This window comes from Leptospiraceae bacterium (assembly GCA_025059995.1).
GTDB lineage: Bacteria > Spirochaetota > Leptospiria > Leptospirales > Leptonemataceae > SKYB61.
On the sequence record JANXCF010000002.1, the window covers coordinates 42,177 to 65,630 of the forward strand.

Consider the following 23,454-nt stretch of genomic DNA (forward strand, 5'->3'; position numbering starts at 1 on the left):
TGTCAAGGAGAAAAAATGCTTCCTGAAATTTTCAAAAAATTTTTTGAATACTTACAAAATGAGATAACAGCAAAAAAGACGAATAAAGTATATGCTCTTCCTCAAAGCGGGTGGTCCTTGCTTGTTGCCTCGTATTATCAAAATTTGGTCCTTGGGAAAAAAAACAATATTGACTTTATTGTTTTTGTTTTACCAGAAAGTTTACTTGCAAAACAACTCTATTACGAAACCCAGTTATTTTTACCTCAAGATGATTTGTATTTACTTCCAGAGTTTGATGGTTTGCCGTATGAATGGACTGTTCATAATTTGGAAATCGAAAGCCACCGCATACGAACACTGCATGCCATAAGAAATCGAAAACAAGGAATCATTTTCACTACTCTAAAAGCACTGATCCAAAAGATAGCTCCAAAATCCTTATGGAAAAACTATGGATTAGAACTCAAGCTTCAACAAGAAATAGATGTTTCTCAATTCCTTCAAACCCTTATCGGTTTTGGTTATCACAGGGAAGAAAAAGTAGAAAATCCTGGAGAATTTACCATCAAAGGAGAGATCATCGATGTCTTTCCTATTCAGCTTCCCAATCCTGTGAGGATCGATCTTTTTGATAATGAAATCGAGTCCCTACGTTTTTTTGATTCGGACACCCAACGAAGTATTTATTCTGTAGAAAGAGTAGAAATCTTACCGGCAAGTGAAGTTTTACTGAATGAACAAGAATTCAATCAACTCAAAGAGAAGATTTTGAGCTTTCCGGAAGATTTACGAAAACCCGATTGGGTTCTTGTAGAGGAATCTCGAACACTTTATAATTCCCGGGATCTCCCCGGTTTATTGAACTTGGTGGGAGTTTCTTTCCCACTGCAAAATTTTTGGGAGGATTTGGAAACTCATTTTTTTTGGATCTTCGCCGAGGAAGAAAAATTCAACCAACAATACGAAAGGATTTTGCGAGAATACGAGGTCTTTTACGAAAAATACAAAACCGAAAAAGTGGTTTTGGAAGTAGAACAAATACTTAACACCAACTTTAATATAGATCAATTTGAACATACATTGAAGATTTATTCATTGCACAATATAGATCAAAAAAATCACCCTTTCATTACGCAGACTTTTTTGCAAGAGGCGAACCGCTTTTATGGAAGGATTACAGAATTCAAACATAAGCTCGAAGAACTGCGAAAGAAACAAGCAAAAATTTATATCAGCTATGCAACCTCGATTCAAGGGGATCGGATTTCTTTCATTTTGAAAAACGAACAAATCCCTCATAAAAAAGTCAATGGAATTGAAAATACCGAAGAGATTGGCTTATTGGAGTCACCTTTGAGCCATGGGTTTTTTCTTCCTTCGTTGGATTTTTATTTGTTCACGGACTCAGATATTTTCGGGAAATCCTATGCAAAAAAATATAAGATTTCTTCAAAAAATCTCTCTCCTATTGAGTCTTTTTTGGATCTTAAAGAAGGAGATTATGTGGTTCACGTAACTCATGGTATTGGGAGGTTTTTACGATTAGAGCGCATCAAAGCTGCTGGAAGAGAGCGAGATTGTTTGGTAATTGAATATGCCGACGAGGATCTTTTGTATGTTCCGTTGGATCAAATTTCTTTAGTTCAAAGGTATTTATCTCCCGAAGAACATCCCAAATTGGATCACTTAGGGAAAGCATCCTTCAAAAAAGTCAAAGAAAAAGTGGAAAAAAACATAGAAGAATTCGCAAGAGAACTTCTTGAACTTTATGCTACTCGCATGCAACTAAAAGGTCATGCCTTTCCGCCAGACACAGAACTCCAAGAAATCTTCGAGTCGGAATTTCCTTACGAAGAAACCCCTGACCAGATTCGTGCCATCGAAGAAGTCAAACGAGATATGGAATCAGAAAGACCTATGGATCGATTGATTTGTGGAGATGTGGGTTATGGAAAAACAGAAGTTGCTATCCGAGCTGTGTTTAAGTGCGTAGAGGGGGGGAAACAGGCTGCCATTATATGTCCAACAACGATCTTAGCAAGACAACACTTTGTAAACTTCAGAGAAAGATTCAAAAACTATCCTATAAACATTGATTGGATTTCGAGTTTAAGAAGCAACAAAGAAAATCAACACGTCAAAAAAGCTTTAAAAGAAGGAAAAATTGATGTGATCATTGGCACTCATGCTCTTTTATCTAATGACGTGGTAATCCCCAATTTAGGGCTTTTGGTGATTGACGAAGAACAACGATTTGGAGTGATGCACAAAGAAAAACTAAAAAAAATCAAAAAAACTGTAGATGTATTGACCTTAACAGCTACACCCATTCCGAGAACCCTTCATATGTCTTTGATTGGAATACGAGATTTGTCGATTATCAATACTCCACCAAAAGAACGAAAACCTGTGATTACATATGTTTTGGAATATTCTGATGAAATTTTGAAAGAAGCAATTTTACGAGAGCTTGATCGTGGAGGACAAATATTTTACCTTCATAATCGAATTCAAACTTTGCCTTTTATCGCAGAGAAAATCCACCAACTGGTTCCCAATATCCGTATTGCCTTGCTACATAGCAAAATGGATGAAAAAGACAAAGACGTAATTTTAAGTGAATTCATTGATGGAAAATATGACTTACTTTTAACCACTACTATCATTGAAAACGGAATCGACATTCCGAACGTAAACACCCTGATTGTGGATGAGGCAGATCGTTTTGGTCTTTCTCAGCTCTATCAGATTCGAGGAAGGGTGGGGAGGTCCCATCGTCAGGCATATGCTTATTTTTTTCATAAAGGAAAGCAAACTCTAACCGAAGAAGCCCAAAAACGTCTCAATACTTTATTAGAATACCAAGAATTAGGTAGTGGATTCAAAATTGCCATGAGGGATTTAGAAATCCGAGGAGCTGGAAACATTCTTGGAAAAGAACAATCAGGAGACATCATCCAAGTGGGATACGAAATGTATTTGAAACTTTTAGAAAATGCCATCAGGAAACTCAAAGGAGAAACCATCAAGCCAGAATTTCGTTGTATAGTGTCTTTTCCTTTTGACTTTTTTATTTCTGAAAAATACGTCCCCAATACTCGAGAAAGAATCGAGTTCTATAAGAAATTCGAGACTTGCACGAGCCTACAGCAATTTCATGATGTGGTGGCGGAACTCAAAGATCGTTTTGGTGAGCCTGATGAAGTCTCAAAGATTTTCATTACCTTAGAAGAAATTCGAACCATAGGAACGGAATTGGGAATAGAATCCATCTCCGAACACAAAGGAGAAATCGAAATCAAGCCTTCATCGTATTTCCAAGTTCCGTTAGAAAAAATGCTAAAAGTGATACAAAGCAAAGACTCTTTCTACCTCAAGCCTGGAAATACCCAATACATCTATATTGACACCCTTCGACTCAGATATCTGAAAGAAAAAAAATTCAATTACAAAGATGTCAAAATTGTTATGACACAAGAAGATTTGAAGTATTTAATCGAGAAGTTGCAAATGCTTTTGAAAATCAAAAACGGAGAGGACGTTGACTCTTTGGTTTCTCAAGGGAAAAAGACGTATAAAAAACAAAAAACAATTGCTCAATTATGAAAAAAAAATTTTTAGACAAATTTGAGGAGCTTTGAATGAAGACAAAAATTCACTTAATCATTTTTATTTTTATTTTCATTGTTTTAGCGTTTTGTAAAGAAAAGGGAGTAAATATCGAAACTATAGGGAAGGATTCCATCACCACTCAAGATTTCGAAACTTACTATGAAACCTATATTGAAAAAGCGTCAAGACTAGCCAATGCCGAGAAAAAAACCCTCTACGAATTGATGTGCAATCCTGAGAGGATTCCTCAGGATCCAGCCATTCAAGAATTGATTATGGGATTATATCCCGAAAATGCCTACCAAAAGTTCAGAGAAATGAAGATTGTAGAGCAAGCGGCAAAACTCGAAAAGTTTGATCAAAAACCCGTCATCAAAAACATCATAGAGCAAGTTCGATTAGAAACCCTTGTGAATTTATACATCCAAGAAAAAATGCAAGAAAAGATCAAAATTTCCCAAGAACAAGTAGAAAGAAAATGTGAAGAACTCCGCAAAAAGGACCCAAGAATTTTGAACTTATCGATTGATGATTGCTTGAAGATTTCTGAAGCCTATTTGAAAAACGAAATCATTCGTGCAGAATACCCACGACTCATCAATGAAATCAAAGAATCCGTGCAAGTAAAGAAAAACAACGAATTTAATCGAGAACAATACTTACGAAACGAAATCAAACTTTTCAAAGAAGCACAAGAAATAGGAAAATGCCCTAAGCCAGAAAAACAAGGCTAGTGCTTAATTCCATAGTTTTGGAATGGGCAGTTCAAATCAAGAATATGAATGGGTAGTTGATTCAAACGGCGAACGTTTAGATGTATGGCTTCAACAAAAATTTCAAACTCAATATAGTCGAAACACCATACAAAATTTCATCAAAAACAAAAAAGTAACTATCATTGACTCGCAGGGAAAAGTTTTACCAGAAAAAAAGATCAAACCTTCATTTCGTTTGGAAAAGGGCATGAAGGTTCTATGTGATTTTCATGAAGTTTCATCTTCAGTTAATATAAACCCCATTCCGATGAATTTAAATATTCTTTACGAAGATCAATACTTAGCCATCATTCATAAACCTCCCAATATAAGCGTTCATCCCGGGCAAAGCGAAACCAATGAACCAACCATCTTGAATGGTATTTTATTCCATTGGAAGGAATTACAAAACCAACCCATCGTCATACAAAACAAAACTATCATCCAAAGACCCGGAATAGTTCATCGACTGGATAAAATGACAGAAGGTTTGTTATTAGTTGCGAAGAATCCTTCTACCCAATGGAAATTGAGTCGGATGTTTCAAACCCGAGAGATCAAAAAGACCTACATTGCATGGTTATTGGGAACTCCCAAAGAAGAAAAAGGAAGGATAGAACTACCTCTAAAAAGAAATCCCAAAAACCGAAACAAAATGATGGTAGATCCTCAAGGAAGAATGGCTATCACAGAATACGAAACTATAAAAGCCATCACAAGCACACACCACAGAAAATACACCAAAGTTCGTATCCACTTAATCACGGGAAGAACCCATCAAATCCGTGCCCACTTCCATCACTTGAAGTGCCCTGTTGTTGGAGATGATTTGTATTATCACGTTGATGAAAAGATCAAAAAATATGGACTCTTACTTTTAGCAAAAGCATTATCCTTCGTTCATCCAGAGACTCAAGAACTCGTCCATGTCGAGATTGATGAACCTAAGAGATTCTTGGAATTCGAAAAGAAATGTCACCATTATTAGAAACCACTTTTTCTTATGTTTATCTTTTCTTTTTGGGGGCATCGCTGGGAAGTTTCTACAAAACCCTTCTTGAAAGAATCCTTTATTTTTTTTATAGTCAACATCGTAAGCATTTCTCAAAAAAAGAAAGATACTACCGCTTGTTTTTTCAACCCTCTTTTTGTTATCACTGCCATCAACGTATAAAAAGGATTTATCTTTTGCCAGTAATTGGATACTGGCTTTCTCGAGGGAGGTGTTCCCACTGCAAAACTCCTATTTCCAAGAGTTATCTTGTTTGGGAATGGGGTGGAGGATTTCTTTTGATGTTTTTTTATAAATTTTTTGGTGTTGCTTCGTTTCTTTTGCTTTTTTTGGTTTTTCAGTTTCTTGTTATTGCTCAAATTGATTATCAAAAGTTCTTGATTGATTTCGAAAACCTGATCATTCTTTGGGTTTTGTCGATAGTCTATCTTTTTTTGTTTGATGCTTGGGATTCATGGGAGTTCTGGAGGTTTTTATTTTTGAAAATCCTTCTTTTCGTAGGAACTTTTCTAATTTTGTTTTTGATTACTCGGGGGAAAAAACTAGGCTTTGGTGATGTTTTGTTAATGATTCCCATCAGTATGATTTTTGATATTTCGGAAATCATTGTGATTATGTTTGGGGCTTCGTTCCTTAGCATTTTGTTTATATTATTTTATAAAAAAAACCAACGTTCTTTTGCTCCTTTAGGCTCGTTTTTAGGATATGTTAGCGTGATGATGCTGATCTTGAAACCCCTGATTTCTTTTGAGGAACTTTTAGCTCAAATTTAGGTGAATATGAGTTCCTACAAAAAAGGTTCTATTTCTTCTTTTTTGGGTGATACTTGATATTGCTTTCCTGTTTCTAAGTTTTTGATGGTGATTTTTTTCTGCTGGATTTCGTCTTCTCCCACAATCACGACATATTTGTATTTTTTCTTCTCGGCGATTTCCAATTCTTTTCCGAATTTCTTTGGTCTTTGAAGTGAGAGCTCTACGGGGATGTTGAAACTTCGAAGTTCCTGAACAATCTTTAAGTATTCAGGATAAAGCTTTTCATCGAATAGAGCGAAATAAAATCCTTTTCGATGAGAAAAATGCGGAATTAAATTGTGGTTTCTTAAAAAAGACTCCAACGTAACATCCCCTAAACCAAATCCAATCGCAGGTAATGATTGCTTAGCAAATTGACCAATCAATTGATCATACCTACCTCCCCCAAAGATAGCTCTTTGATTTTCAGGATGAGTGTCGTAAATTTCAAAAATCAGACCCGTATAGTAATCAAACCCACGCACAATCGAAGGATCGAAAATCAGATTTTGGGTGTCGTGAACTTCACTTAGATAGCGAATAAGAAGCTGCATGCGAGATAAAATGTTTTTGATTGCTTCTAAGTTTTCTTTGTTTTGGAATGAAAAATTGTTCAAATCCGAAATTTTGTTTAAATCCAGCTTGATGTTTAGAAATTCGTAGACTTTTTGTATTTCTTTGTCATTGCATAGTTTTTGGAGTTCTTGATGGAATTCTTCATGAGTGATTTTTTCTTTTTTGTCAATTAGCCTTCCAATTTTTCGGAGCCTTTCTTTGTCGGAGATTTCTAACCACAAGTTCAAAAGGTTTCTATCACTAAAGCGAATCAAAAAATCCTCTTCTTTTGCTCCATAACTTTTGAGTATATCCATTGCAACCGAAAGAATCTCCACATCAGCATAAACAGTATCAGACCCGATCAAATCCACGTTGAGCTGATAGAACTCTCGTAGCCTTCCTTTTCCCGGACGTTCGTAACGCATGAAGTTCGCAATACTGAACCATCGCACAGGTAATATTAAATCCTGCATTTTCTCTGCTACCATCCGTGCCAAAGTGGGGGTCATTTCTGGTCGGATAGAAACTTCTCGATTCCCGCGATCGAAAAACGTATAGAGCTGTTCGTTCACAATCTCTTCAGAAGATTTGGAACGATATAAATCTGTAAATTCTAAAATAGGAGCGTGGTATTCTTCATAGCCATATTGAATACATACTTCTCGTTGTTTTTCGAAAAACCAATTGCGGATTTGCATTTCTTCGGGATAAAAATCCCGTGTTCCAGGATAAGAAGAAAACTTCTTCATACTTAAATAGGAGTAAGCTTTTTCAGTAAATTCCTCAAAATTTCAATATTGCTTTTACGAAATTCTGTATATCCCAATCCTGTAAACTCAATTCCCATAATTAATGTGGGGTCTCCTTCTTTTTTGATTTTATGAATATATTTGACTTCTCCCTGCATGCGCAACGGAGCTACTAGCTTGAAGATCAAATCAAAGGTTATGCTTTCTTGATAGGGAATTAATTTTATCAACTCAGGATCCGTGATTTCAATGGCTAACCCCCCTTCGGATATATTAAGTATGCGTTGTTTGGTTTTTATCAATGTTGTATTGACTTCTAAAATCTTTTCGAAGGTTTCATTCGCTATTCTTTCGAGCTCAATCATGATTCTACTTTTTTCTTCTTCATTGGGAAGTTTTTGCAAAGGATATAAGATATATGCGAGCGGTATAAATTTGTTTTTGGCATACGTTACAATTGGGAATACGAAAAGATGTTGGGAATTTGTTTGGATAATTTCTGGTTGGTTAATCTCTTTTTGCTTTATCACATCTGGCAATTCTTCTGAGTTGGAAATCAAAATGCGAATGTCTCCCATCGTTTTTTTGGCGGCTTCTTCGATTTGAGGGAAGATGATGCGAGAAGTAATTTGAAATTGGATGTTGTTTGCAGTGATGCGGTTTTTGCTCACTCGGAAGTTCGATGCTACAACCTCATCACCTTTAACAGAAAAACGAGGTTCTTTTCTTTCTACTTTACTCACATGTAAAATTGTAGGTCTTAGAATCGCACAACCAGGAGATAAAAGTTCTTGGAATTCAAAATGAAATTCCAATTGCTTTTTCATGAAAAGATAAAGTATCATTTTATTAGATAACTCTAAAGAAGGATTGAAGTAAAACTCTAATCCATCGTTTTTTTCATTAGCTGGGGTAAACTCCGCAGGAGGATAAGTATATTTCAAATACAAAGGATGTTTACCTAATTTTAACAAGATCAAGTTTTTTATCACTTTTGGATCACTCACAACATCCCAGGCTCTTTTTGTTTCTTTGATGGGATCAAATTTATAAAACCCTAACATATACTTCATACTTTAAATATTTGACGGAATTTATTGAATTTCTTTAAATTCTACTCTTCGATTTACAGCACCTCGTATGGCATCAGGAACCGGCACAAGAGGTCTAGTAAAACTATATCCTCGTATTTCTAAGCGATTTTCTGGAATTCCAAGTTCAATTAACTTATCTCGAACATTTTTTGCTCTCTGGATTGATAGTTGCAAGTTGTATTCATAGGACCTTTCTTTGGGACCCCGATAAGAAAGATCTGTATGACCTTGAATTTCTACCCGTATATTTGGATATAGCTTTAATATCTCAGCTATCATTTGTAACTTCTTGAGTTCTTCGGGTTTAATTTCGGCACTGTCTAAATCGAAAAAAATCCGTGTGTTCCAGATGCATTCAGGAAGTTTTGCTTCGCAAGGTTCTTGGATTTTCTTGAGCTTGATGATGATTCTTTCAAGTTCTTTTGATTCTTGAAACTTAATTCGTTTACTTTCATAACCCGGTGATGAGACATCCAACTCAAAGACTTCGTTTCTTCGGACTGGTACTTGAAACTGAGCAAGTTCATCCAAAACGAGCTCAGTGATTTTCCCCTCAGAATCAATCTTAAGAACCTTCGAACCGGGCAAAGATAAATTCGTGTCTTCATCCACAACAATGCCAGGGATATAACGAACAATGGGGGGTATAGGTTTGATGGGCTGTAAAAAGAAGACTCGTTCTTCGACTTTGGGTTCCGCATAAATTTCTTTTAGGTCCAAAAAAGTTTCCAATGGGAAGTATCCAGGAGCTGTGATTTCAATTCTATATAATCTTCCCGAGAAAAGATCAACCTCGAATGTATTTTGTATCGTTGTGCCATCATTCTTAAATCTACGATCTGATTTTAAAACTAAGGTCTGGACACCAAAATCAATTTTTATGGTGGACTCAACTGCTACGGGTTCTTGAGTTTCTGCATCTAAGATTTTTCCTTTCAGCTTGATTTTATAAAACTCAATCAGTTCTTGAGGAAGAAAAAAGCGATAAATATCATACCCACCTTTTGCATCGTTTCGGATTCGATCAGAAGCAATGTAGGTCCACAAGCTATTATCTGAGATTTTTAATGCTTCGTCGTTTTGCTTTGAATTGAAGGGTTCCCCCAAATTGAGAGGAAAGTCATACCCTAAACCATTGTAATTTGCTACGTATAAGTCAAATCCTCCAATCCCATTAGGACGATTACTGGCAAAAACCAACTTCTGCTGTTGTTTCGTCAAGAAAGGTGTGATTTCGTCAAACCTTGTATTAATGGAAACTCCCAGATTGACGGGCTTACTCCATATTCCTGTGGAGAGGTCTCTTTCTGCATACCAAATGTCAAATCCACCATAACCACCGGGTCGGTTGGAAACAAAAAAAAGCTTTTTTCCATCAGAAGAAATAAAAGGCATCAGATCATCGAAGTGAGAATTGATTTCGTTTAGATGTTGGATGTTTCCCCACCTTCCGTTTTCGAATCGAACTGTGTAGATATTCAAATTATCATAACCATTGAGGGTTTTATTTCGATGGGAAGTAAAATAAATTTCTTTAATTACACCATTTTGAATAAGAACGCTTATATGCCCAACAAAAGCATCAGAATTAATCGTAAATTGGGTTTGCTGGATTGCCCTTTGGGTGTTCGTCAAAAATTTTTCCTCCAACGGAAGAACGAAAGGCAAAGGATCGGACCAAAGTGGTTCCAACATGGGATTCTCATGATTTTTGTTGTAAGAATACCAAAGGGAATGTTCTTCGAAAAAACCAGGTCTTTGGGACTGAAAAATTAAATATTTCTCTCCAAAAATGGGTAAAGGCGAATATTCATCCCATTGGGTATTGAGTTTTTCTTGATTTTGCAGATTTCGATCTTTTAAAACATTTTCGAAATAAAAAATCTTACTCGTGATTTGGGGATAAAGGGGAAAGATAACAAACAAAAAAATTACAGCTGACAAATTATACTTTTTGTTGATAGACTTGATCCACATATTTTCTTCTTTCTTCAAAAAGAAGATCCAATGATTTGGACGAAGAAGGAATAAAACCAAAGACTTTATCCCACATAAATTGGGTTTCCATACAAAGATAGAGAAAGAGTTTTGGATCTTTCTTTTGGATATAACTTCGGATTTTGGAATACACTTCATAACGTATTTCTTTATAATAACGGAACTTGTGGTCCTTGCCTTGAACCATCTCCTGCTTTGTCAAAAAATCTTCGGGATAACGCTTCTGCATGATCTCTTTTTGGTTAGGAGAATAACGAAAGGTCCCCAGAGATATCCAAGCAATTCGATTGGGATTAACAACATCAAAAATGTGATCAATCAACTCATAATAATCCTTTTCCCAGTTTTCATAATAAATGATTGGATCGAAGTGAAAAGCAAGTTTATACCCTGCTTTTTGAGCCTTGAGCGCAGCTTCTAATCTTTCTTGTATGGTGGATGTTCCATGCTCAATTGTGTTGACAATGAACTCAGGATTAACCGACCATGAAATAACCGTTCTTTGGTTGTGAGGTAAATCCAAAAGATGATCTACGTTTGATGATTTTGTTTTTAATTCTAAAGTCGCGTTAGTTTGTTTTGCGAAAAATTCAATCAAGATGGGGGATAGTTTTATCAAAGGATCAAGGGCTAAAGAATCCGTATATTCTCCAGTTCCTATTCGAAAGTGAAAAGCTTTATTCTGGATTTTTCGAGAAACCTCATCCAGAAGATCATCAACATTGCCAAAAAGGGTAATCAAAGGCTGGTTCATAAAAGTTTGCAAATAACAATAATGACAGTCATAAACACATCCTACACCAAAATTAATCACAAAGTATTGGCAACAAACGACCCCATCGGAACCAGGACACGAAGATAAGAATTTCCCAAGATGTCGTTGAACCAAAAGGATGTCTTTATAAAAAAGTTGGTTTTTTTGAGAATAAAGCTTCATCACTTCTTTGGGGTTTTCTACCCACTCAATTTCTATTGATAGTCCTTTTGTGTTTTCTATGATGTTTTTTACGATGATTGAGTTTTTTAGGGAATTTTCAATATAGATTTTTTTTATTGGGAAAGAAGCAGGATTCATATTCCCAAGGAATTGAATTGCTAAGTTTTGACAACTAAGGAATCAAGCTTTGCCTAATACTTTGTAATAAGGAACCAATTCCAGTTTTCCTTTGAATTTTCTTGGGGGTTTGGCTTCAAAACGAAAAAGCTCACGAGTTAAAAGATAGGTAGTTTCATCACATACAATACCATCGGAAACCTGCATCAGTCTTGCTGCAAAATTCACACTTGTGCCATGCATGGTGTACTCACTTCGGATTTCATTCCCAACAGTTCCACAGAAAACTTTTCCTGTAGCAATTCCCATTTTGCTTTCATATCCAATTGCATTTAGCTTTTCTTGAATTAAAAGAGATGCCAGGATGGCACGTTCAGGATCATTTGGATGTATCAGAGGAGGAAGTCCAAATGCCGTCAAGAGAATGACTCCTTTATCATCCACTCCAAAGCGATTAATACTTCCTTCTTGATCGTAGATACAGTATTGAATGGTTTTCATGATTTCTTGCACTTTGTCGATTTTCGAAAGAACCTTCATTCGATTGCTACCAACCCGAATAAACAAGATCGTTACATTCAAAAAATCGGTATGCCATGAATCAAAACCATCTTCAATTCTCGTTATGATAGCTCTTGGAACATAGTTTCGCATGATGGGAAGAGCTTTATCTGAAAGGTTATATTCGTGAAAAGGATTCTGACTGAGAATTTTTAACCTTTTTTCTAAAATAGGAACATTGAGCTTAAATTTGTTTTCAACTCTGAAGCCATATTGATATTCTTCAAGTAACTTCCATGCTCTTTTTGATAAAACTACCTCTCCTGGTTTTGCCAGTTTTTGGGCTTTTGCGGCTGATGCTAAAGCTTCACCTGTAATAACAAATTCCCATCGATCAAAAGCTCCTCCAACGTGCATTGCATTGATTTTTCCCGCGGAAATTCCTACTCTAACAGAAAGAAAGATTCCCTCTTCAACAGGAAAATGAAACAACCTTTTTTGAATTTCGATTCCACACAAAGTAGCCGTATAAACTGCTTCAGCAAGTTTTTTGGGATCGCCATTTTCTACTTTCCAAACAACGAATAAAGAATCACCTGCAAATTTGACAATATCGCCATCTGCATTTATGACCACTCGAATCAACTGTTCAAAATACCTTGATAAAATATTCGCAATCAATTCCAACCCTTTTTCGTAATGAGAAACTACTTTTTCGGTAAGGGTGCTGAATTCTACGATATCTAAAAACATGAAAGCACATTGATAGCTTTCTGAGAATGAATTTTTTATTGGGTTTGTATCTTTTTCTAAGCGTTCTAAGATCAAACGAGGAATGTATTTTATAAGTTCCTGGACAATTCTTGCAGAGTCTTTCATTGTTTCGTTCTCAATAGTAACCTTTTCAAAACCATCGTAGCATATACCCCTGAATCTAAGAAAAACTTCAATACCAACTTCTTTTTATTTTTATAAATTTCGTCATTTTGGATAGATAAAATTTCCCAGTTTTGGGGTTTTATATAAATTTTTCTTTTTTTTAGTGCAAAATATTGGTCGTTGAGTTTTCTTTTCCAATCCCACTTTACGAAATGAGAATTGAAGTATCTATGTTCCATTTCGTTCAGCACTAAGTCAAAATGATTTTTATATGTTTTATCTTCTAAATAATGAGGGTGTATCAGAGGAAAATGAGTGAACTCAAGAGAGGGTAGTTTTGGAACGAAGAGGAGATCCCCCATTTTCGTTTTCATATATACTTGTTCGTTTTTTGGTAGTTTTTCTTTCAATAATAAGCTGATGGTTTGATTCCAAACATAAGCTTGAAAAATCGAATATTGAAGCTCTAATTCTTTCTTGGGTAGAAAAGAAAAACACCTTTCGAATTTGGAAGGATGTTTTGATAGAAATTCAAAGACATTTTTTTCGGTTGTAGTTTTGGAAATGGCTTTGCATTTTCCCCAATCCCCCCAGTGTTTTCGTATTTGGTATTTCCTGTCTTTTGCTTCTTTTGACTCGTGATATAATGTGTTAGTTAAATAGTAATAAAAGAATTTTTCGTCATCTCCTGTTAGAGCGTAAAGTAAGGGTAATCCAAAATCCTTATGAAAGCTATGGAATCTTTGGTTGTCATAGTAATTAATAACGCCTTGTTCTTGGATGGCTTGGGCATTTTTTTCTATAATAGGTAGTTCTTTTTCTTGTATATTTCGGATTGTAATCAGAAATTCATTGTATAAAATGTCTTTTGCATTGATAGGATTGGGAACCTTGCCGATGAGTTCTAATTCAATCTTTTTTTGGCTTTCTTTGTTCCATTGCAATGGGGTTTTGGATGTGATGTGTTGATATGTAATTCCATATCGATCCTTTATCCCTGCATATTGGATTTCTTTTAGTTTGAGTTGATTTTGTTTTGCAATTTTGATGATGGCATCCAAAGTATTCCATTGAGACTTTTTCAAAACATACAAAAAATAGGGGTTTTGAGAGTTTTTCGTAGGTTGAAACCGAAGGTGTTCTTTTACAAGAAAATCCTCAGGAAGCACCTTGATCTTTCCTGAAAGGAATCCTACGTATTTCATCAAAAAAGTAAAAAAACTTTTTGAAGTTTATGACAAGAATTTTTGAGAAATGTTGTGGTTGTAATTTTTCGAAAATCCCGTTTTATGAAATTATGCCCAACAAGATCATTCTATCAGAAAAAGACTACATAAAGAAAATATACCAAAAACTAAAAAAGCATTTTGGAGATGTTCGAAGTCCTCTAAAATACAAAGAACCCTATCAGTTTTGTATTGCTGTGATTTTATCTGCTCAATGCACTGATGAACAAGTTAACAAAGTCACAGCCGTTCTTTTTGAGAAATTTCCCACTATTGATAGTCTCGCTCATGCTCAACTTGAAGAAATCGAAAGAATAATTTATCCTACGGGTTATTACAAAAACAAAGCAAAAAACATCAGAGCTTTTTGCAAGACGTTGATTGAAAAATACAATCGACAGGTCCCAACAACAATGGAAGAACTTTTAGCCTTGCCAGGTGTAGGAAGAAAAACCGCCAATGTGATTTTGCAAGAACTCTATCAAATTCCTTCAGGAATCGTAGTAGATACCCATGTAAAACGGCTCTCAAGAATCTTAGGACTCACCACCAAGGATCATCCCGAAAAGATTGAAAAAGACTTAATGAACAAACTCCCAAAGAGCTATTGGATTTCTTTTTCGCTGTATTTGATTTTTTTAGGAAGATCAACTTGCACCTCTCGAAAAAGAAAATGCAGTGAATGTGTTTTGAAAACTATATGCATTTCTTCGGAGTTTACGAAAGTTTCGATAAAAAGTCCTTCGTGACTTTTAAGAACTCATCGGGATTTGTATAATGAACCCAATGATTTCCTTTGATTTCAATAATTTTTGCTTTGGGGAAAACTTTACGAATAGTAGGATAGTCTTCGTATTGAATGTAAAAAGAATCGGTGGCTTTGATAAAGAGACACTCTTTTTCGAAGCGGTGTTCCAATAGCTCTTGGATGCCCTTTAAATACTGAGCTTTTTCTAAGGGCGGAACATGGATTTTCCATTGGTAGCCAGTGTTTGTTTTTTCTAAGTTCATCATCAAGAACTGCCGGATTGCGGAGTTAGGTTGGATATTTGCTAAGAATGCATCGATTTCTTGCCTACTTGAAAATTGAGAAATATCAGTTTTTAAAACTTCAAACTCTTTTTGATGAAGGGGAGGATAAACCTTTGGAGCTATGTCTACGACAATGATACTTCTTATGAGTTCAGGGTAAACCAAAGAAAATCCCATTGCAACGAGTCCCCCCATAGAATGCCCAAGAAGAACTGGCATAGAAATACGATGATTTTCGATAAATTCTTTTAAATCCTCCATCATATCTTTTAAAGTATGAGTGGATGACCTGGGAGAGTTTCCATGATTTCTTGCATCAATAGCAAAAACCTCAAATTCTTGAGAAAGTTCTTTCGAAATACTCATCCAGTTTTTGGACGAACCAAATAAACCATGTAGAATAACTATCGGCACCGTATGTTTTGAACTCGAAGTCGTTGGATAATGCAAAAAGTGGAGTTCCATGAAAGCAAAGAAAGCAAAAATGAAACAAAGTTCAAATTGGCAACGCCTTATTTAAAAAAGTTTTGCTCTTAATTGAAATTAAGTCTCAATATCATTGAAATAAAAAAGAAATCAGTTTTTTTCATACATTACATCTTGGATGAAAAGAAAAGTTGGTATGAAGAAATCCTAAAGTTTTTTTATTTGATCCGAAATCACTACATCGAGGAAGAATTTGAAGTCGATTATCAAGCCAAAAAAGAAAGAGGAAAAATTCAGTTTTATTGGGTGAATAAAAATTTTTATACTTACCAAATCCTATTTGTTTTTTTTACTTTGGTTTTTGCAAGCTTTTATTTTTACCAACAATCCCACAAACACAAAAAAGAAATCATCAAGAACTTAAATGAAATCCAGCGACTAAAACTACAACAAGATGGAGATTATTTTTTGACTTCACTACTTACACGTTCAATTCAAGTGATCGAAATCAATTCAGAGCTCTATGATATTAAGTATTACGTAAAACAAAAGAAGTCTTTTTTCTACAAGAAAAGACATTACGAAATAGGTGGTGATTATGTTCTGATTAAACCTCTTGTTATTCAACAGAAAAGTTTCATTGCTATTTGAAGCGAGATAAAAAATCCGAAGCCTTACAACTTTTAGAACTTTACGAAAAAAAGAAGCAGAATTTGACTCCCCCCGTTTAGAAAAAATAAAAAATAAAATCACTAATTGAGATTGATTAAGGCAGATTGAGTAGGATGATCCTACTCAACCTATTTTAAAGTAAAAAAGAACCAATTTGATAAACAACCAAAGAGACAAGATAAGCCAGAGCTGTCATATACAAGAAAGTAAAAACAGAATACTTCCAAGCTCCTAATTCTTTTTTGATGATGGCTAAGGTGCTCATGCATTGAGCACATAAGGCAAAAAAGATCATCAAGCTAATGGCAGTGAGGGGCGTATACACAGGAGTTCCATCAGGATGTTTTTCATCAGAGAGTTTAAAACGAAGTGTTTCGGATTCCTCATCAGCATCGCCCCCCACGTTGTAAATAATTCCCAGCGTTGCGATGATGACTTCTCGTGCAGGAAAAGAAGCAAGCACACCCACACTTAATTTCCAATCAAACCCCAAAGGACGGAAAATGGGTTCCACAAACTTCCCCAACCTTCCAATGTAGCTATTACTTAGATGGAAACTTTCTATTTGGTTTTCGATTTCTTGTTCGAGTTCTGCGATTTTTGCCTGTAACTCTTCATCGTCAGGATTTACTTCACTTTGTTTTTTTAGTTGATTTAGCTCTTGGACCAAGGGTTGGACTTGTTTTTGTGCTGCTTCTTCATCTCGGGGGAAATACGTCAAAGCCCAAATCACAACAGAAACGTAAAAAATAATGGTTCCTGCTCGAATCAAGAAAGCTTTTACGGCATCATACACCCGAAAGAAAACATTTCTGAATGATGGGAAGTGATATTCAGGCAATTCCATGATAAAAGGAATAGAAGGGGTTTTTAGAATGCCTCGACTCAAAATTAAAGAAACTAAGATTGCTAAAATAGGTCCGATACTATACATAATAAATAATGTCAAACCAGCCATCAGAGGACCGTAGTAAGGTTCAATAAAAACTCCAATGAAAAGAACATAAACGGGAAGTCGTGCAGAACACGGCATTAGGGGAGAAACTAAAATCGTAGCTGTGCGAACTTTATCATCACTGATTACCCTTGTTGCCATGATGCCAGGAATAGAACAAGCAAAACTTGAAATCAAAGGGATAAAAGAACGACCATTCAAACCGGTCCACGAGAGAATCTTATCCATTAAAAACGAAGCTCTCGCCAGGTAGCCTGTGTCTTCCAAGATAGCAATGAAGAAAAACAAAATGGCTATTTGAGGTATAAATACAACGACAGAACCAATGCCAGCGATCACGCCATCATTGATGAAAGACTCCAACATGGGGGGTAAAATTCCCAACTCTGATACTTTCTCCGACAAGAATGCAAAGAATTCTTCGATGTAGCCCATTAAAGGTTCAGCCCATGCATAGATGGATTGGAACATGATAGCCATGATGATTACAAAAATTAGCAGACCGAAGATTTTGTGGGTAAAAATCGAATCCAAAAACTCTGTTAGAGTTTGTTTTTCGTAGACTTCTCTTTGTAATACGTCCTTTAACAAAAAATCAATGACTTTGTATCTTGTTTGAACCAATTGCGAGTTCGAAAAAATATGATAATTTTTTGCTTCTTGTTTGATTTGAGTTATCAATTCTTGAAGTTCCTTTATGAACTGATTTTGTTTTTCTTCTTTGAGGGAGTTTGAGATTGAGCTTTTCATGTAGCGTAAGAACTCATCAGAATTGTAATAACTCATCGAAACATCGGCAAAGGAAACACTATACGGAATCCCATGACTTTGAAAGAATTCTTCTATTTGGTTTTTGGAACGTTCAAAATATTGAGAAAAATTTGTAGGATAAAGTTTTCTTATGTCTATTGAGGGATGTTCTAATGCCGATTGGATTGCTTTGGGAAGTTCTCTTTTGAGTTTTTGGATATCTTTTCTTTCTTTTGCGTTGATTCCAATAATGGGGATGGATAGCTTTTTTTGGAGGAGATCTACATCAATTTTATAACCTTTTTTTTGTGCTACATCCATCATTGTCAGAATTCCCACAACGGGGATTTGTAATTCAAGGACCTGCAAGAGCAAATATAGATTTCGTCTTAAGTTCGAAGCATCAATGATATACAATACAACATCGGGTTTTTTGTTGTCTTCCAATGCCTTACCTGATAATACCTCGAAGGCAATTCGTTCATCCATCGAAGTAACATGAAGACTATACAACCCAGGTAAATCATAGATTTCTAATGACATTTCTTGAAGTGTTAAAAATCCGACTCGCTTTTCTACTGTTACGCCTGGGTAGTTTCCCGTTCGTTGTCTTGTACCACACAAAGCATTAAAAACCGTTGTTTTTCCTGTATTTGGATTACCAACTAAAGCGGCTGTGATCATCTTAGTCATTGTGATTTGCATATTCTACCTCAAAATAAGAAACCTCTTTTTTTCTTACACAAAGTTTATATCCCATTACTTCAATTTCGATGGGATCTCCTAAAGGAGCTTCTTGAAGGATTTTTACGATTTCGTCTTGAATGAGTCCCATTTCCATTAGTCTGTTGACAATGGGATTTTCTTCTTTGACAGAAAGTAAGATTAATTCCTCGTGTTTGGGAGCTTTGCTTAACGTGTTTCTAACTTTGTAAATTTTATCGTTTTGATTTTGATTACTCATAATGACTCCTACTTAGAATTGTAATTTGTAAGTTACACATTGATCAATTTTTTTGATTTCTTTTTCGTTGAATCACATTTTTCACAACCCGTCTCATTTTTGAAGAAAATCTTATAAAATCTACAAAAGAGAAGGAAAACAGCAGCTACAATAAAAAAAGAAACTATGATCATTTCTACAACTGCAGTTTCCATAGGGTGCATACTTTAGTAAAATATATTTATTTTCATACTCAATCTCGATCAGAAAGCAAAAGTAGTTATAATATTTCCTAAAAATTCTTTATTGACGTTGCTTCCGGCTATGGTCTCTCCTATAAGAAACGAAATCGAAGCCGTAGGAGCAAAGTTATAAATGATTCCATAATACAAGGTATTAGAGATTTCATAGTAATTATTTTTTATATTCGCAAAATGAATATGTTCATCAATTACAGTGTCAAGTTTCAAATGGATATGAGGAAGTCCGAGTAATTCGTCGATGTGGGGATTTTGAAACTCAAAATCGGGGTTTTCTAATTTTTGTAAAAAAGTGAGGGGTCGGATTCTTTCTTCATCCTCTCTGTTGAAAAGGACGCTTCTTATTGTTTTTGTTTGTGCTTGTTCAAAATGGTATTCTACGGACAATTGAACTTTCCCAATCGTATAACCTAAACCGATTCCAACGTGGGGTCCGTGATACCAACTTGCTTGTTCGAGATATTCTTCTTCATAAACTATGATTCTTGATGTTGTAAAGTAATGAAGATCCAAGTCGATAGAAAAATTTTCCCAATCTTTTGTAAAGATCAAGCCGACTTCATACAAAGGCACATATTTTTGAACATCAAAAGAAAGCCCAACTTGTGTAGAAGCTTTGAAAGGTCCATCTAAAAAAAGATATTTATACCCTAATTTTATATCATCAACGTATGAGTAAAAAAAGTCTTGGGTTCTTTTTTCTGTTTGATTCCCAAAACCAGTTTCGAAGCCAAGCTCAGACTGATTCCCTAAACCATAAGTCAATCTAAAAGTGAAGTTATTATCGAAAACGGGGTTGTTTACACAAACGAGTCCTGTTTCTCCACATTCTTGTAGTTTTTTCGCTTTCCCATTGCTTTGGAAAATTTCGTTAGAGCGAAGCCAGTAAAAATTAACGTCAAACTCATATTTTTCAGGCGATAAAACATTAGCTGTTGGAAGAATGAGTTTTGTAGAGGAAATACCACTAACACCCCAAAGCTGTGATGCAATTAGAAAAAAATTTAAAACTAAAATTTTTTGTTTTTTCATTTTTTCCTCCAAACTTGATTTCATAGTTTTAAAAATTCATTAATAATGAGACACAATATCAATAACTAAATTTATGTCAATCCAAAAAAAGAATTTTAAACAAAAAGCTGGTGGTTATTATCATCAAACTTTTGTATAGAGAAATGGATTATCGTAATGTGTGATTGATCGTTTTTGGGAACTCAAAGAATTATTTTGATGTATGGGTGATTGTTTCAAAATACATTCATTATCAAATGAGTTTCGATGTTTTTGTGAGTTCATTATAAGCAATACCTAAAGTCATCATGTTGACTCAAGTTCATCATAAAAATCAATACCTACGAATCATCAAGCAACCCGCAAATACCCACTCATCATAATTATGACGAATGAGATTTTCGGCGTGGGAGTTTGCTTCCCGTGTTCCCGTTCTCTCCGGTATTCACTTTGATTCTAATGATAGCTCACAGAGTACTCTAAAAACGTAAATGAAAAGTTTATCTCACATCAGCAAGAAAAACCCAAATTATTCGTTTTGAGTTGGTATTTTGTTGTGGGGTTCTTTTTTGGGTGATTTATGATTTCAATCGAGTTTGTTTTGATATTTTTGGTTTTTAATTGTTCGTGGTTTGTGAAATTGTTTTTAATAGCAGATATAATGAATGATTGGTCCTTGGGTTTCTACATCATGATTAAAATGAAGAACTAGATCAGATTTAGTTCATCGTGAACTTATCTTTGAGTTCAATCATGATTACAAAGTTTTGGGATTTTGTAGGTGCGATCAAACCAAACTAAAAGAAAAAAAATACCACGAAATTTGTGAGGGAATGCGACAAAATCGGTAGCAAAAGGTTTTCTGTGTAGAGCTTCAAAAAAGAAAAAAACATCCCACTGAAAAAATATAAAATCCCCTGTTCCCATTGAGCTGGAAGGTGTAAAATCGAAAAAATAAAATTCGAAATCATGTGCCCCATTATGTTTCTAAAGAAGTCTGAGCCAAAGGCTTCTGGGATTTTGTGTCGAAAAAGAATTTCTTCTGTAATGGGAGCTGAAATAACTCCAATACCTAAAATCCACTTTTCGAATTCAGAAAGAAACGTTGGTTGGATGCCTTCAAACTGATTAATGAGTATCAAAATGAAGATTTGGAGATAAACATTCAAAAGAAAAAAAAGAAAGTATGTGATTTTCTTGGGAAAAGAAAAAAGCCTATAAATTTCAAATGAAGTCAAACTACTAAGAAAAACAAACGAGAATATCCCCATCAATGCGGGCCAAAAGAGGGAAAAGATAAAAAACGGTGAAGCATTAGGATAACGAAGAATATAAAAAAAAAGCCCAAAAACAAACAAAACAAGCAAAACAAGAAACACAAGGTAAAACACATTCTTGTAGGGATAACAAAAGATAAAATGGAGTTTGTACTCGAGAGATTTTTTTTCTTCGTAGGGTAGAGTCTGAATTTCTTTGTAGAGATTTCTTAAAAGATCCTTTTCTGATTCTGATAAAAGGGGTTCTATGGTTTTTTGAATACTTCTTGGAAGTAGAAACCACAAAATAGCAGCGATTTTTTTGTTTGAATTCATAAATGTTTTTTTAAAATTTACCATAGGAGTGGGTATGTCAAAAACAATTGCGATAGTGGGTGCCACTGGGGCAGTAGGGATGGAGTTCTTGAAGGTTCTTGAGAAAAGAAACTTCCCTATCAAAGAATTGAAGCTCTATGCGTCAAAACGCAGTGCTGGGAAGAAATTGACATTCAAAGGAGAGGAAATTCCAGTTGAAGTATTGAGTGAAAATTCTTTTCATAACGTTGAGATTGCCCTTTTTAGTGCAGGAGCTTCGGTAAGCAAACAATTTGCTCCAGCGGCAGTGGCTTTGGGCACCGTAGTTGTCGATAATTCCAGTGCTTTTCGTATGGATCCCGAAGTTCCGTTGGTGGTGCCAGAAATTAATGCAGAGGAAATCAAAAATCACAAAGGTATCATAGCCAATCCGAATTGCAGCACCATCATCATGCTGATTGCCATCTATCCTATTCATAAACTATATAACGTAAAAAAAATCATCGTTTCTACTTATCAGGCGGCATCAGGAGCTGGAGCTTCAGCAATGTATGAGTTAGAAGAGCAAGCAAAAGCATTTCTTGAGAAAAAAGAAGTTCCTATAAAAGTTTTACCATATCAGTTAGCGTTTAATTTGTTTAGCCATAACTCAGCTGTGGATTTGGAAAGTGGATACAATCAAGAAGAAATCAAAATGATCAAAGAAACCAAAAAGATTCTCAATCAACCTGATATACAAGTCAGTCCTACATGCATTAGGGTTTCTACCTTTCGTGCACATGCAGAATCCATCACACTTGAGCTCGAGAAACCAGCAGACTTAGAAGAAATCAAAGAAGCATATAGAAACTTCCCAAGTGTTCGACTTGTAGATGATCGACAAAGGAATTATTTTCCCATGCCCCTTGATGCAACAGGAATTGATGAAGTTTTAGTGGGTCGTCTTCGTTATGACTTCGAAGACAAAGAACGAAAGCGTATTCATTTGTTTGCCGTCGGCGATCAGTTATTAAAAGGAGCAGCTCTGAATGCCGTCCAAATCGCAGAATATCTAAAATGAAAAATCAAAAACTTCAAGAAAACGAGCTCGATGTCAAACAATACGAAAGAAAAGGGCAAAGGGCAAGGAAGGCCACTGAAGAAATTTTCTTTCTTAGCAAATTAGCAAAAAGGACTTATATTGCGAAATTATATTGCATGAAAAATACAATTTTTTGAGAGATACAAAACTCAAAAGAAACACATTAGTTAATTTGTTTTGAGAAAAATTTTTTAAAGCATGGCATATGAAAATCAGAACGTTGATTGTTTTGTTTTTTGCGTGGTTTTGGGTATCATGTAAGATCTTTGATGTTCGTAGTAGTTTTGAACCTCCGACAGGTTGGCTTTACCAAGAAACCGTATTCAATCATTCTTACTCACCAAAATCAGAATTAGGAAGTCGGCAAGGAAAAGCTTGTGTGGTATCTTACTTGAGTCTATATACCGTAGGTGATGCCAGTATTCGGACTGCGGCATCAATTGCGGGAATAAAAGAAATTCGTGCGATCGATTATGAAGTTTATCGATTTTTGGGTTTTGTGTATGAAGAATTTTGTTTGATCGTGCATGGAGAATAGA

19 protein-coding genes are annotated in these 23,454 nt (G+C 35.3%); 8 read left to right on the forward strand and 11 right to left on the reverse strand.

Translation table 11 applies throughout. The features are described 5' to 3' along the window. Nucleotides 1-15: 15 nt before the first annotated feature. From mfd to NZ853_02485, 4 genes are read left to right on the forward strand one after another with little or no spacing between them, the layout of a single operon-like run. Nucleotides 16-3,588 (forward strand): transcription-repair coupling factor, encoded by a 3,573-nt coding sequence (gene mfd, locus NZ853_02470; GenBank protein ID MCS7204541.1) that lies wholly within the window; start codon nucleotides 16-18, stop codon nucleotides 3,586-3,588. A 35-nt stretch (nucleotides 3,589-3,623) separates the two neighbouring features. Beyond that, nucleotides 3,624-4,328 (forward strand): hypothetical protein, encoded by a 705-nt coding sequence (locus tag NZ853_02475; GenBank protein ID MCS7204542.1) that lies wholly within the window; start codon nucleotides 3,624-3,626, stop codon nucleotides 4,326-4,328. Nucleotides 4,329-4,350: 22 nt separating this feature from the next. After that, nucleotides 4,351-5,337, forward strand: coding sequence for an RluA family pseudouridine synthase (locus NZ853_02480; protein MCS7204543.1), 987 nt, complete (start codon nucleotides 4,351-4,353; stop codon nucleotides 5,335-5,337). Beyond that, nucleotides 5,322-6,134 carry a prepilin peptidase gene (locus NZ853_02485; GenBank protein MCS7204544.1) on the forward strand — a complete coding sequence of 271 codons (813 nt, stop codon included), beginning with the start codon at nucleotides 5,322-5,324 and terminating at the stop codon, nucleotides 6,132-6,134. The genes NZ853_02480 and NZ853_02485 overlap by 16 nt, the downstream gene beginning before the upstream one ends. Nucleotides 6,135-6,148: 14 nt before the next feature. Here NZ853_02485 and hisS read toward each other — a convergent pair whose 3' ends face one another. Genes hisS through truD form a run of 6 tightly spaced genes read right to left on the reverse strand, consistent with a single transcriptional unit; the run spans nucleotide 6,149 to nucleotide 14,193 of the window. Continuing rightward, nucleotides 6,149-7,462 carry a histidine--tRNA ligase gene (gene hisS, locus NZ853_02490; protein MCS7204545.1) on the reverse strand — a complete coding sequence of 438 codons (1,314 nt, stop codon included), beginning with the start codon at nucleotides 7,460-7,462 and terminating at the stop codon, nucleotides 6,149-6,151. Nucleotides 7,463-7,464: 2 nt separating this feature from the next. Next, entirely contained in the window at nucleotides 7,465-8,535 is a 1,071-nt protein-coding gene (locus NZ853_02495) for a DUF1577 domain-containing protein (protein MCS7204546.1), read from the reverse strand. Between the two features lie 21 nt (nucleotides 8,536-8,556). Beyond that, nucleotides 8,557-10,533 (reverse strand): OmpA family protein, encoded by a 1,977-nt coding sequence (locus NZ853_02500; GenBank protein MCS7204547.1) that lies wholly within the window; start codon nucleotides 10,531-10,533, stop codon nucleotides 8,557-8,559. Further along, nucleotides 10,502-11,629 carry a radical SAM protein gene (locus NZ853_02505; GenBank protein MCS7204548.1) on the reverse strand — a complete coding sequence of 376 codons (1,128 nt, stop codon included), beginning with the start codon at nucleotides 11,627-11,629 and terminating at the stop codon, nucleotides 10,502-10,504. The genes NZ853_02500 and NZ853_02505 overlap by 32 nt, the downstream gene beginning before the upstream one ends. A gap of 42 nt (nucleotides 11,630-11,671) precedes the next feature. Then, on the reverse strand, nucleotides 11,672-12,988 hold the full coding sequence (locus tag NZ853_02510; GenBank protein MCS7204549.1) for an adenylate/guanylate cyclase domain-containing protein: 1,317 nt from the start codon (nucleotides 12,986-12,988) through the stop codon (nucleotides 11,672-11,674). Next, complete coding sequence (gene truD, locus NZ853_02515; GenBank protein ID MCS7204550.1) at nucleotides 12,985-14,193, reverse strand: tRNA pseudouridine(13) synthase TruD; 1,209 nt, start codon at nucleotides 14,191-14,193, stop codon at nucleotides 12,985-12,987. Before truD ends, NZ853_02510 begins: the two co-directional genes overlap by 4 nt. 29 nt (nucleotides 14,194-14,222) lie before the next feature. Between truD and nth the strand changes: the two genes are divergently transcribed. Next, a complete protein-coding gene (gene nth, locus NZ853_02520) occupies nucleotides 14,223-14,963 on the forward strand; it encodes an endonuclease III (protein ID MCS7204551.1) in 741 nt (246 codons plus the stop codon). Here nth and NZ853_02525 read toward each other — a convergent pair. Then, nucleotides 14,932-15,711 carry an alpha/beta fold hydrolase gene (locus NZ853_02525; GenBank protein MCS7204552.1) on the reverse strand — a complete coding sequence of 260 codons (780 nt, stop codon included), beginning with the start codon at nucleotides 15,709-15,711 and terminating at the stop codon, nucleotides 14,932-14,934. The genes nth and NZ853_02525 overlap by 32 nt on opposite strands. A gap of 135 nt (nucleotides 15,712-15,846) precedes the next feature. Between NZ853_02525 and NZ853_02530 the strand changes: the two genes are divergently transcribed. Next, nucleotides 15,847-16,323 (forward strand): hypothetical protein, encoded by a 477-nt coding sequence (locus NZ853_02530; GenBank protein ID MCS7204553.1) that lies wholly within the window; start codon nucleotides 15,847-15,849, stop codon nucleotides 16,321-16,323. Nucleotides 16,324-16,477: 154 nt separating this feature from the next. Here the strand turns inward: NZ853_02530 and feoB are convergent, their stop codons facing one another. The 4 genes from feoB to NZ853_02550 all read right to left on the reverse strand — a co-directional run bounded on the left by feoB (nucleotide 16,478) and on the right by NZ853_02550 (nucleotide 21,855). Beyond that, a complete protein-coding gene (gene feoB / locus NZ853_02535) occupies nucleotides 16,478-18,754 on the reverse strand; it encodes a ferrous iron transport protein B (GenBank protein ID MCS7204554.1) in 2,277 nt (758 codons plus the stop codon). Further along, the gene (locus tag NZ853_02540) at nucleotides 18,735-19,013 is read right to left on the reverse strand and encodes a ferrous iron transport protein A (GenBank protein ID MCS7204555.1); all 279 of its coding nucleotides are present in this window, start codon (nucleotides 19,011-19,013) and stop codon (nucleotides 18,735-18,737) included. The genes feoB and NZ853_02540 overlap by 20 nt, the downstream gene beginning before the upstream one ends. Before the next feature lie 242 nt (nucleotides 19,014-19,255). After that, complete coding sequence (locus NZ853_02545) at nucleotides 19,256-20,284, reverse strand: hypothetical protein (GenBank protein MCS7204556.1); 1,029 nt, start codon at nucleotides 20,282-20,284, stop codon at nucleotides 19,256-19,258. A 776-nt stretch (nucleotides 20,285-21,060) separates the two neighbouring features. After that, nucleotides 21,061-21,855, reverse strand: a complete 795-nt coding sequence (locus NZ853_02550; GenBank protein ID MCS7204557.1) for a CPBP family intramembrane metalloprotease — start codon at nucleotides 21,853-21,855, stop codon at nucleotides 21,061-21,063. A 34-nt stretch (nucleotides 21,856-21,889) separates the two neighbouring features. Here NZ853_02550 and NZ853_02555 point away from each other — a divergent pair, with 34 nt between their 5' ends. Beyond that, nucleotides 21,890-22,894, forward strand: a complete 1,005-nt coding sequence (locus tag NZ853_02555; GenBank protein ID MCS7204558.1) for an aspartate-semialdehyde dehydrogenase — start codon at nucleotides 21,890-21,892, stop codon at nucleotides 22,892-22,894. 226 nt (nucleotides 22,895-23,120) lie between these two features. Next, a complete protein-coding gene (locus NZ853_02560) occupies nucleotides 23,121-23,453 on the forward strand; it encodes a TRL-like family protein (protein MCS7204559.1) in 333 nt (110 codons plus the stop codon). The last annotated feature ends 1 nt before the right edge of the window (nucleotide 23,454 follow it).

Bases quoted from the DNA above. Each gene is read 5' to 3' on its own strand.
- mfd (MCS7204541.1), top strand. From the start codon at position 16: ATGCTTCCTGAAATTTTCAAAAAATTTTTTGAATACTTACAAAATGAG.
- NZ853_02475 (MCS7204542.1), top strand. From the start codon at position 3,624: ATGAAGACAAAAATTCACTTAATCATTTTTATTTTTATTTTCATTGTT.
- NZ853_02480 (MCS7204543.1), top strand. From the start codon at position 4,351: ATGGGCAGTTCAAATCAAGAATATGAATGGGTAGTTGATTCAAACGGC.
- NZ853_02485 (MCS7204544.1), top strand. From the start codon at position 5,322: ATGTCACCATTATTAGAAACCACTTTTTCTTATGTTTATCTTTTCTTT.
- hisS (MCS7204545.1), bottom strand. From the start codon at position 7,462: ATGAAGAAGTTTTCTTCTTATCCTGGAACACGGGATTTTTATCCCGAA.
- NZ853_02495 (MCS7204546.1), bottom strand. From the start codon at position 8,535: ATGAAGTATATGTTAGGGTTTTATAAATTTGATCCCATCAAAGAAACA.
- NZ853_02500 (MCS7204547.1), bottom strand. From the start codon at position 10,533: ATGTGGATCAAGTCTATCAACAAAAAGTATAATTTGTCAGCTGTAATT.
- NZ853_02505 (MCS7204548.1), bottom strand. From the start codon at position 11,629: ATGAATCCTGCTTCTTTCCCAATAAAAAAAATCTATATTGAAAATTCC.
- NZ853_02510 (MCS7204549.1), bottom strand. From the start codon at position 12,988: ATGAAAGACTCTGCAAGAATTGTCCAGGAACTTATAAAATACATTCCT.
- truD (MCS7204550.1), bottom strand. From the start codon at position 14,193: ATGAAATACGTAGGATTCCTTTCAGGAAAGATCAAGGTGCTTCCTGAG.
- nth (MCS7204551.1), top strand. From the start codon at position 14,223: ATGACAAGAATTTTTGAGAAATGTTGTGGTTGTAATTTTTCGAAAATC.
- NZ853_02525 (MCS7204552.1), bottom strand. From the start codon at position 15,711: ATGGAACTCCACTTTTTGCATTATCCAACGACTTCGAGTTCAAAACAT.
- feoB (MCS7204554.1), bottom strand. From the start codon at position 18,754: ATGCAAATCACAATGACTAAGATGATCACAGCCGCTTTAGTTGGTAAT.
- NZ853_02540 (MCS7204555.1), bottom strand. From the start codon at position 19,013: ATGAGTAATCAAAATCAAAACGATAAAATTTACAAAGTTAGAAACACG.
- NZ853_02545 (MCS7204556.1), bottom strand. From the start codon at position 20,284: ATGAAAAAACAAAAAATTTTAGTTTTAAATTTTTTTCTAATTGCATCA.
- NZ853_02550 (MCS7204557.1), bottom strand. From the start codon at position 21,855: ATGAATTCAAACAAAAAAATCGCTGCTATTTTGTGGTTTCTACTTCCA.
- NZ853_02555 (MCS7204558.1), top strand. From the start codon at position 21,890: ATGTCAAAAACAATTGCGATAGTGGGTGCCACTGGGGCAGTAGGGATG.
- NZ853_02560 (MCS7204559.1), top strand. From the start codon at position 23,121: ATGAAAATCAGAACGTTGATTGTTTTGTTTTTTGCGTGGTTTTGGGTA.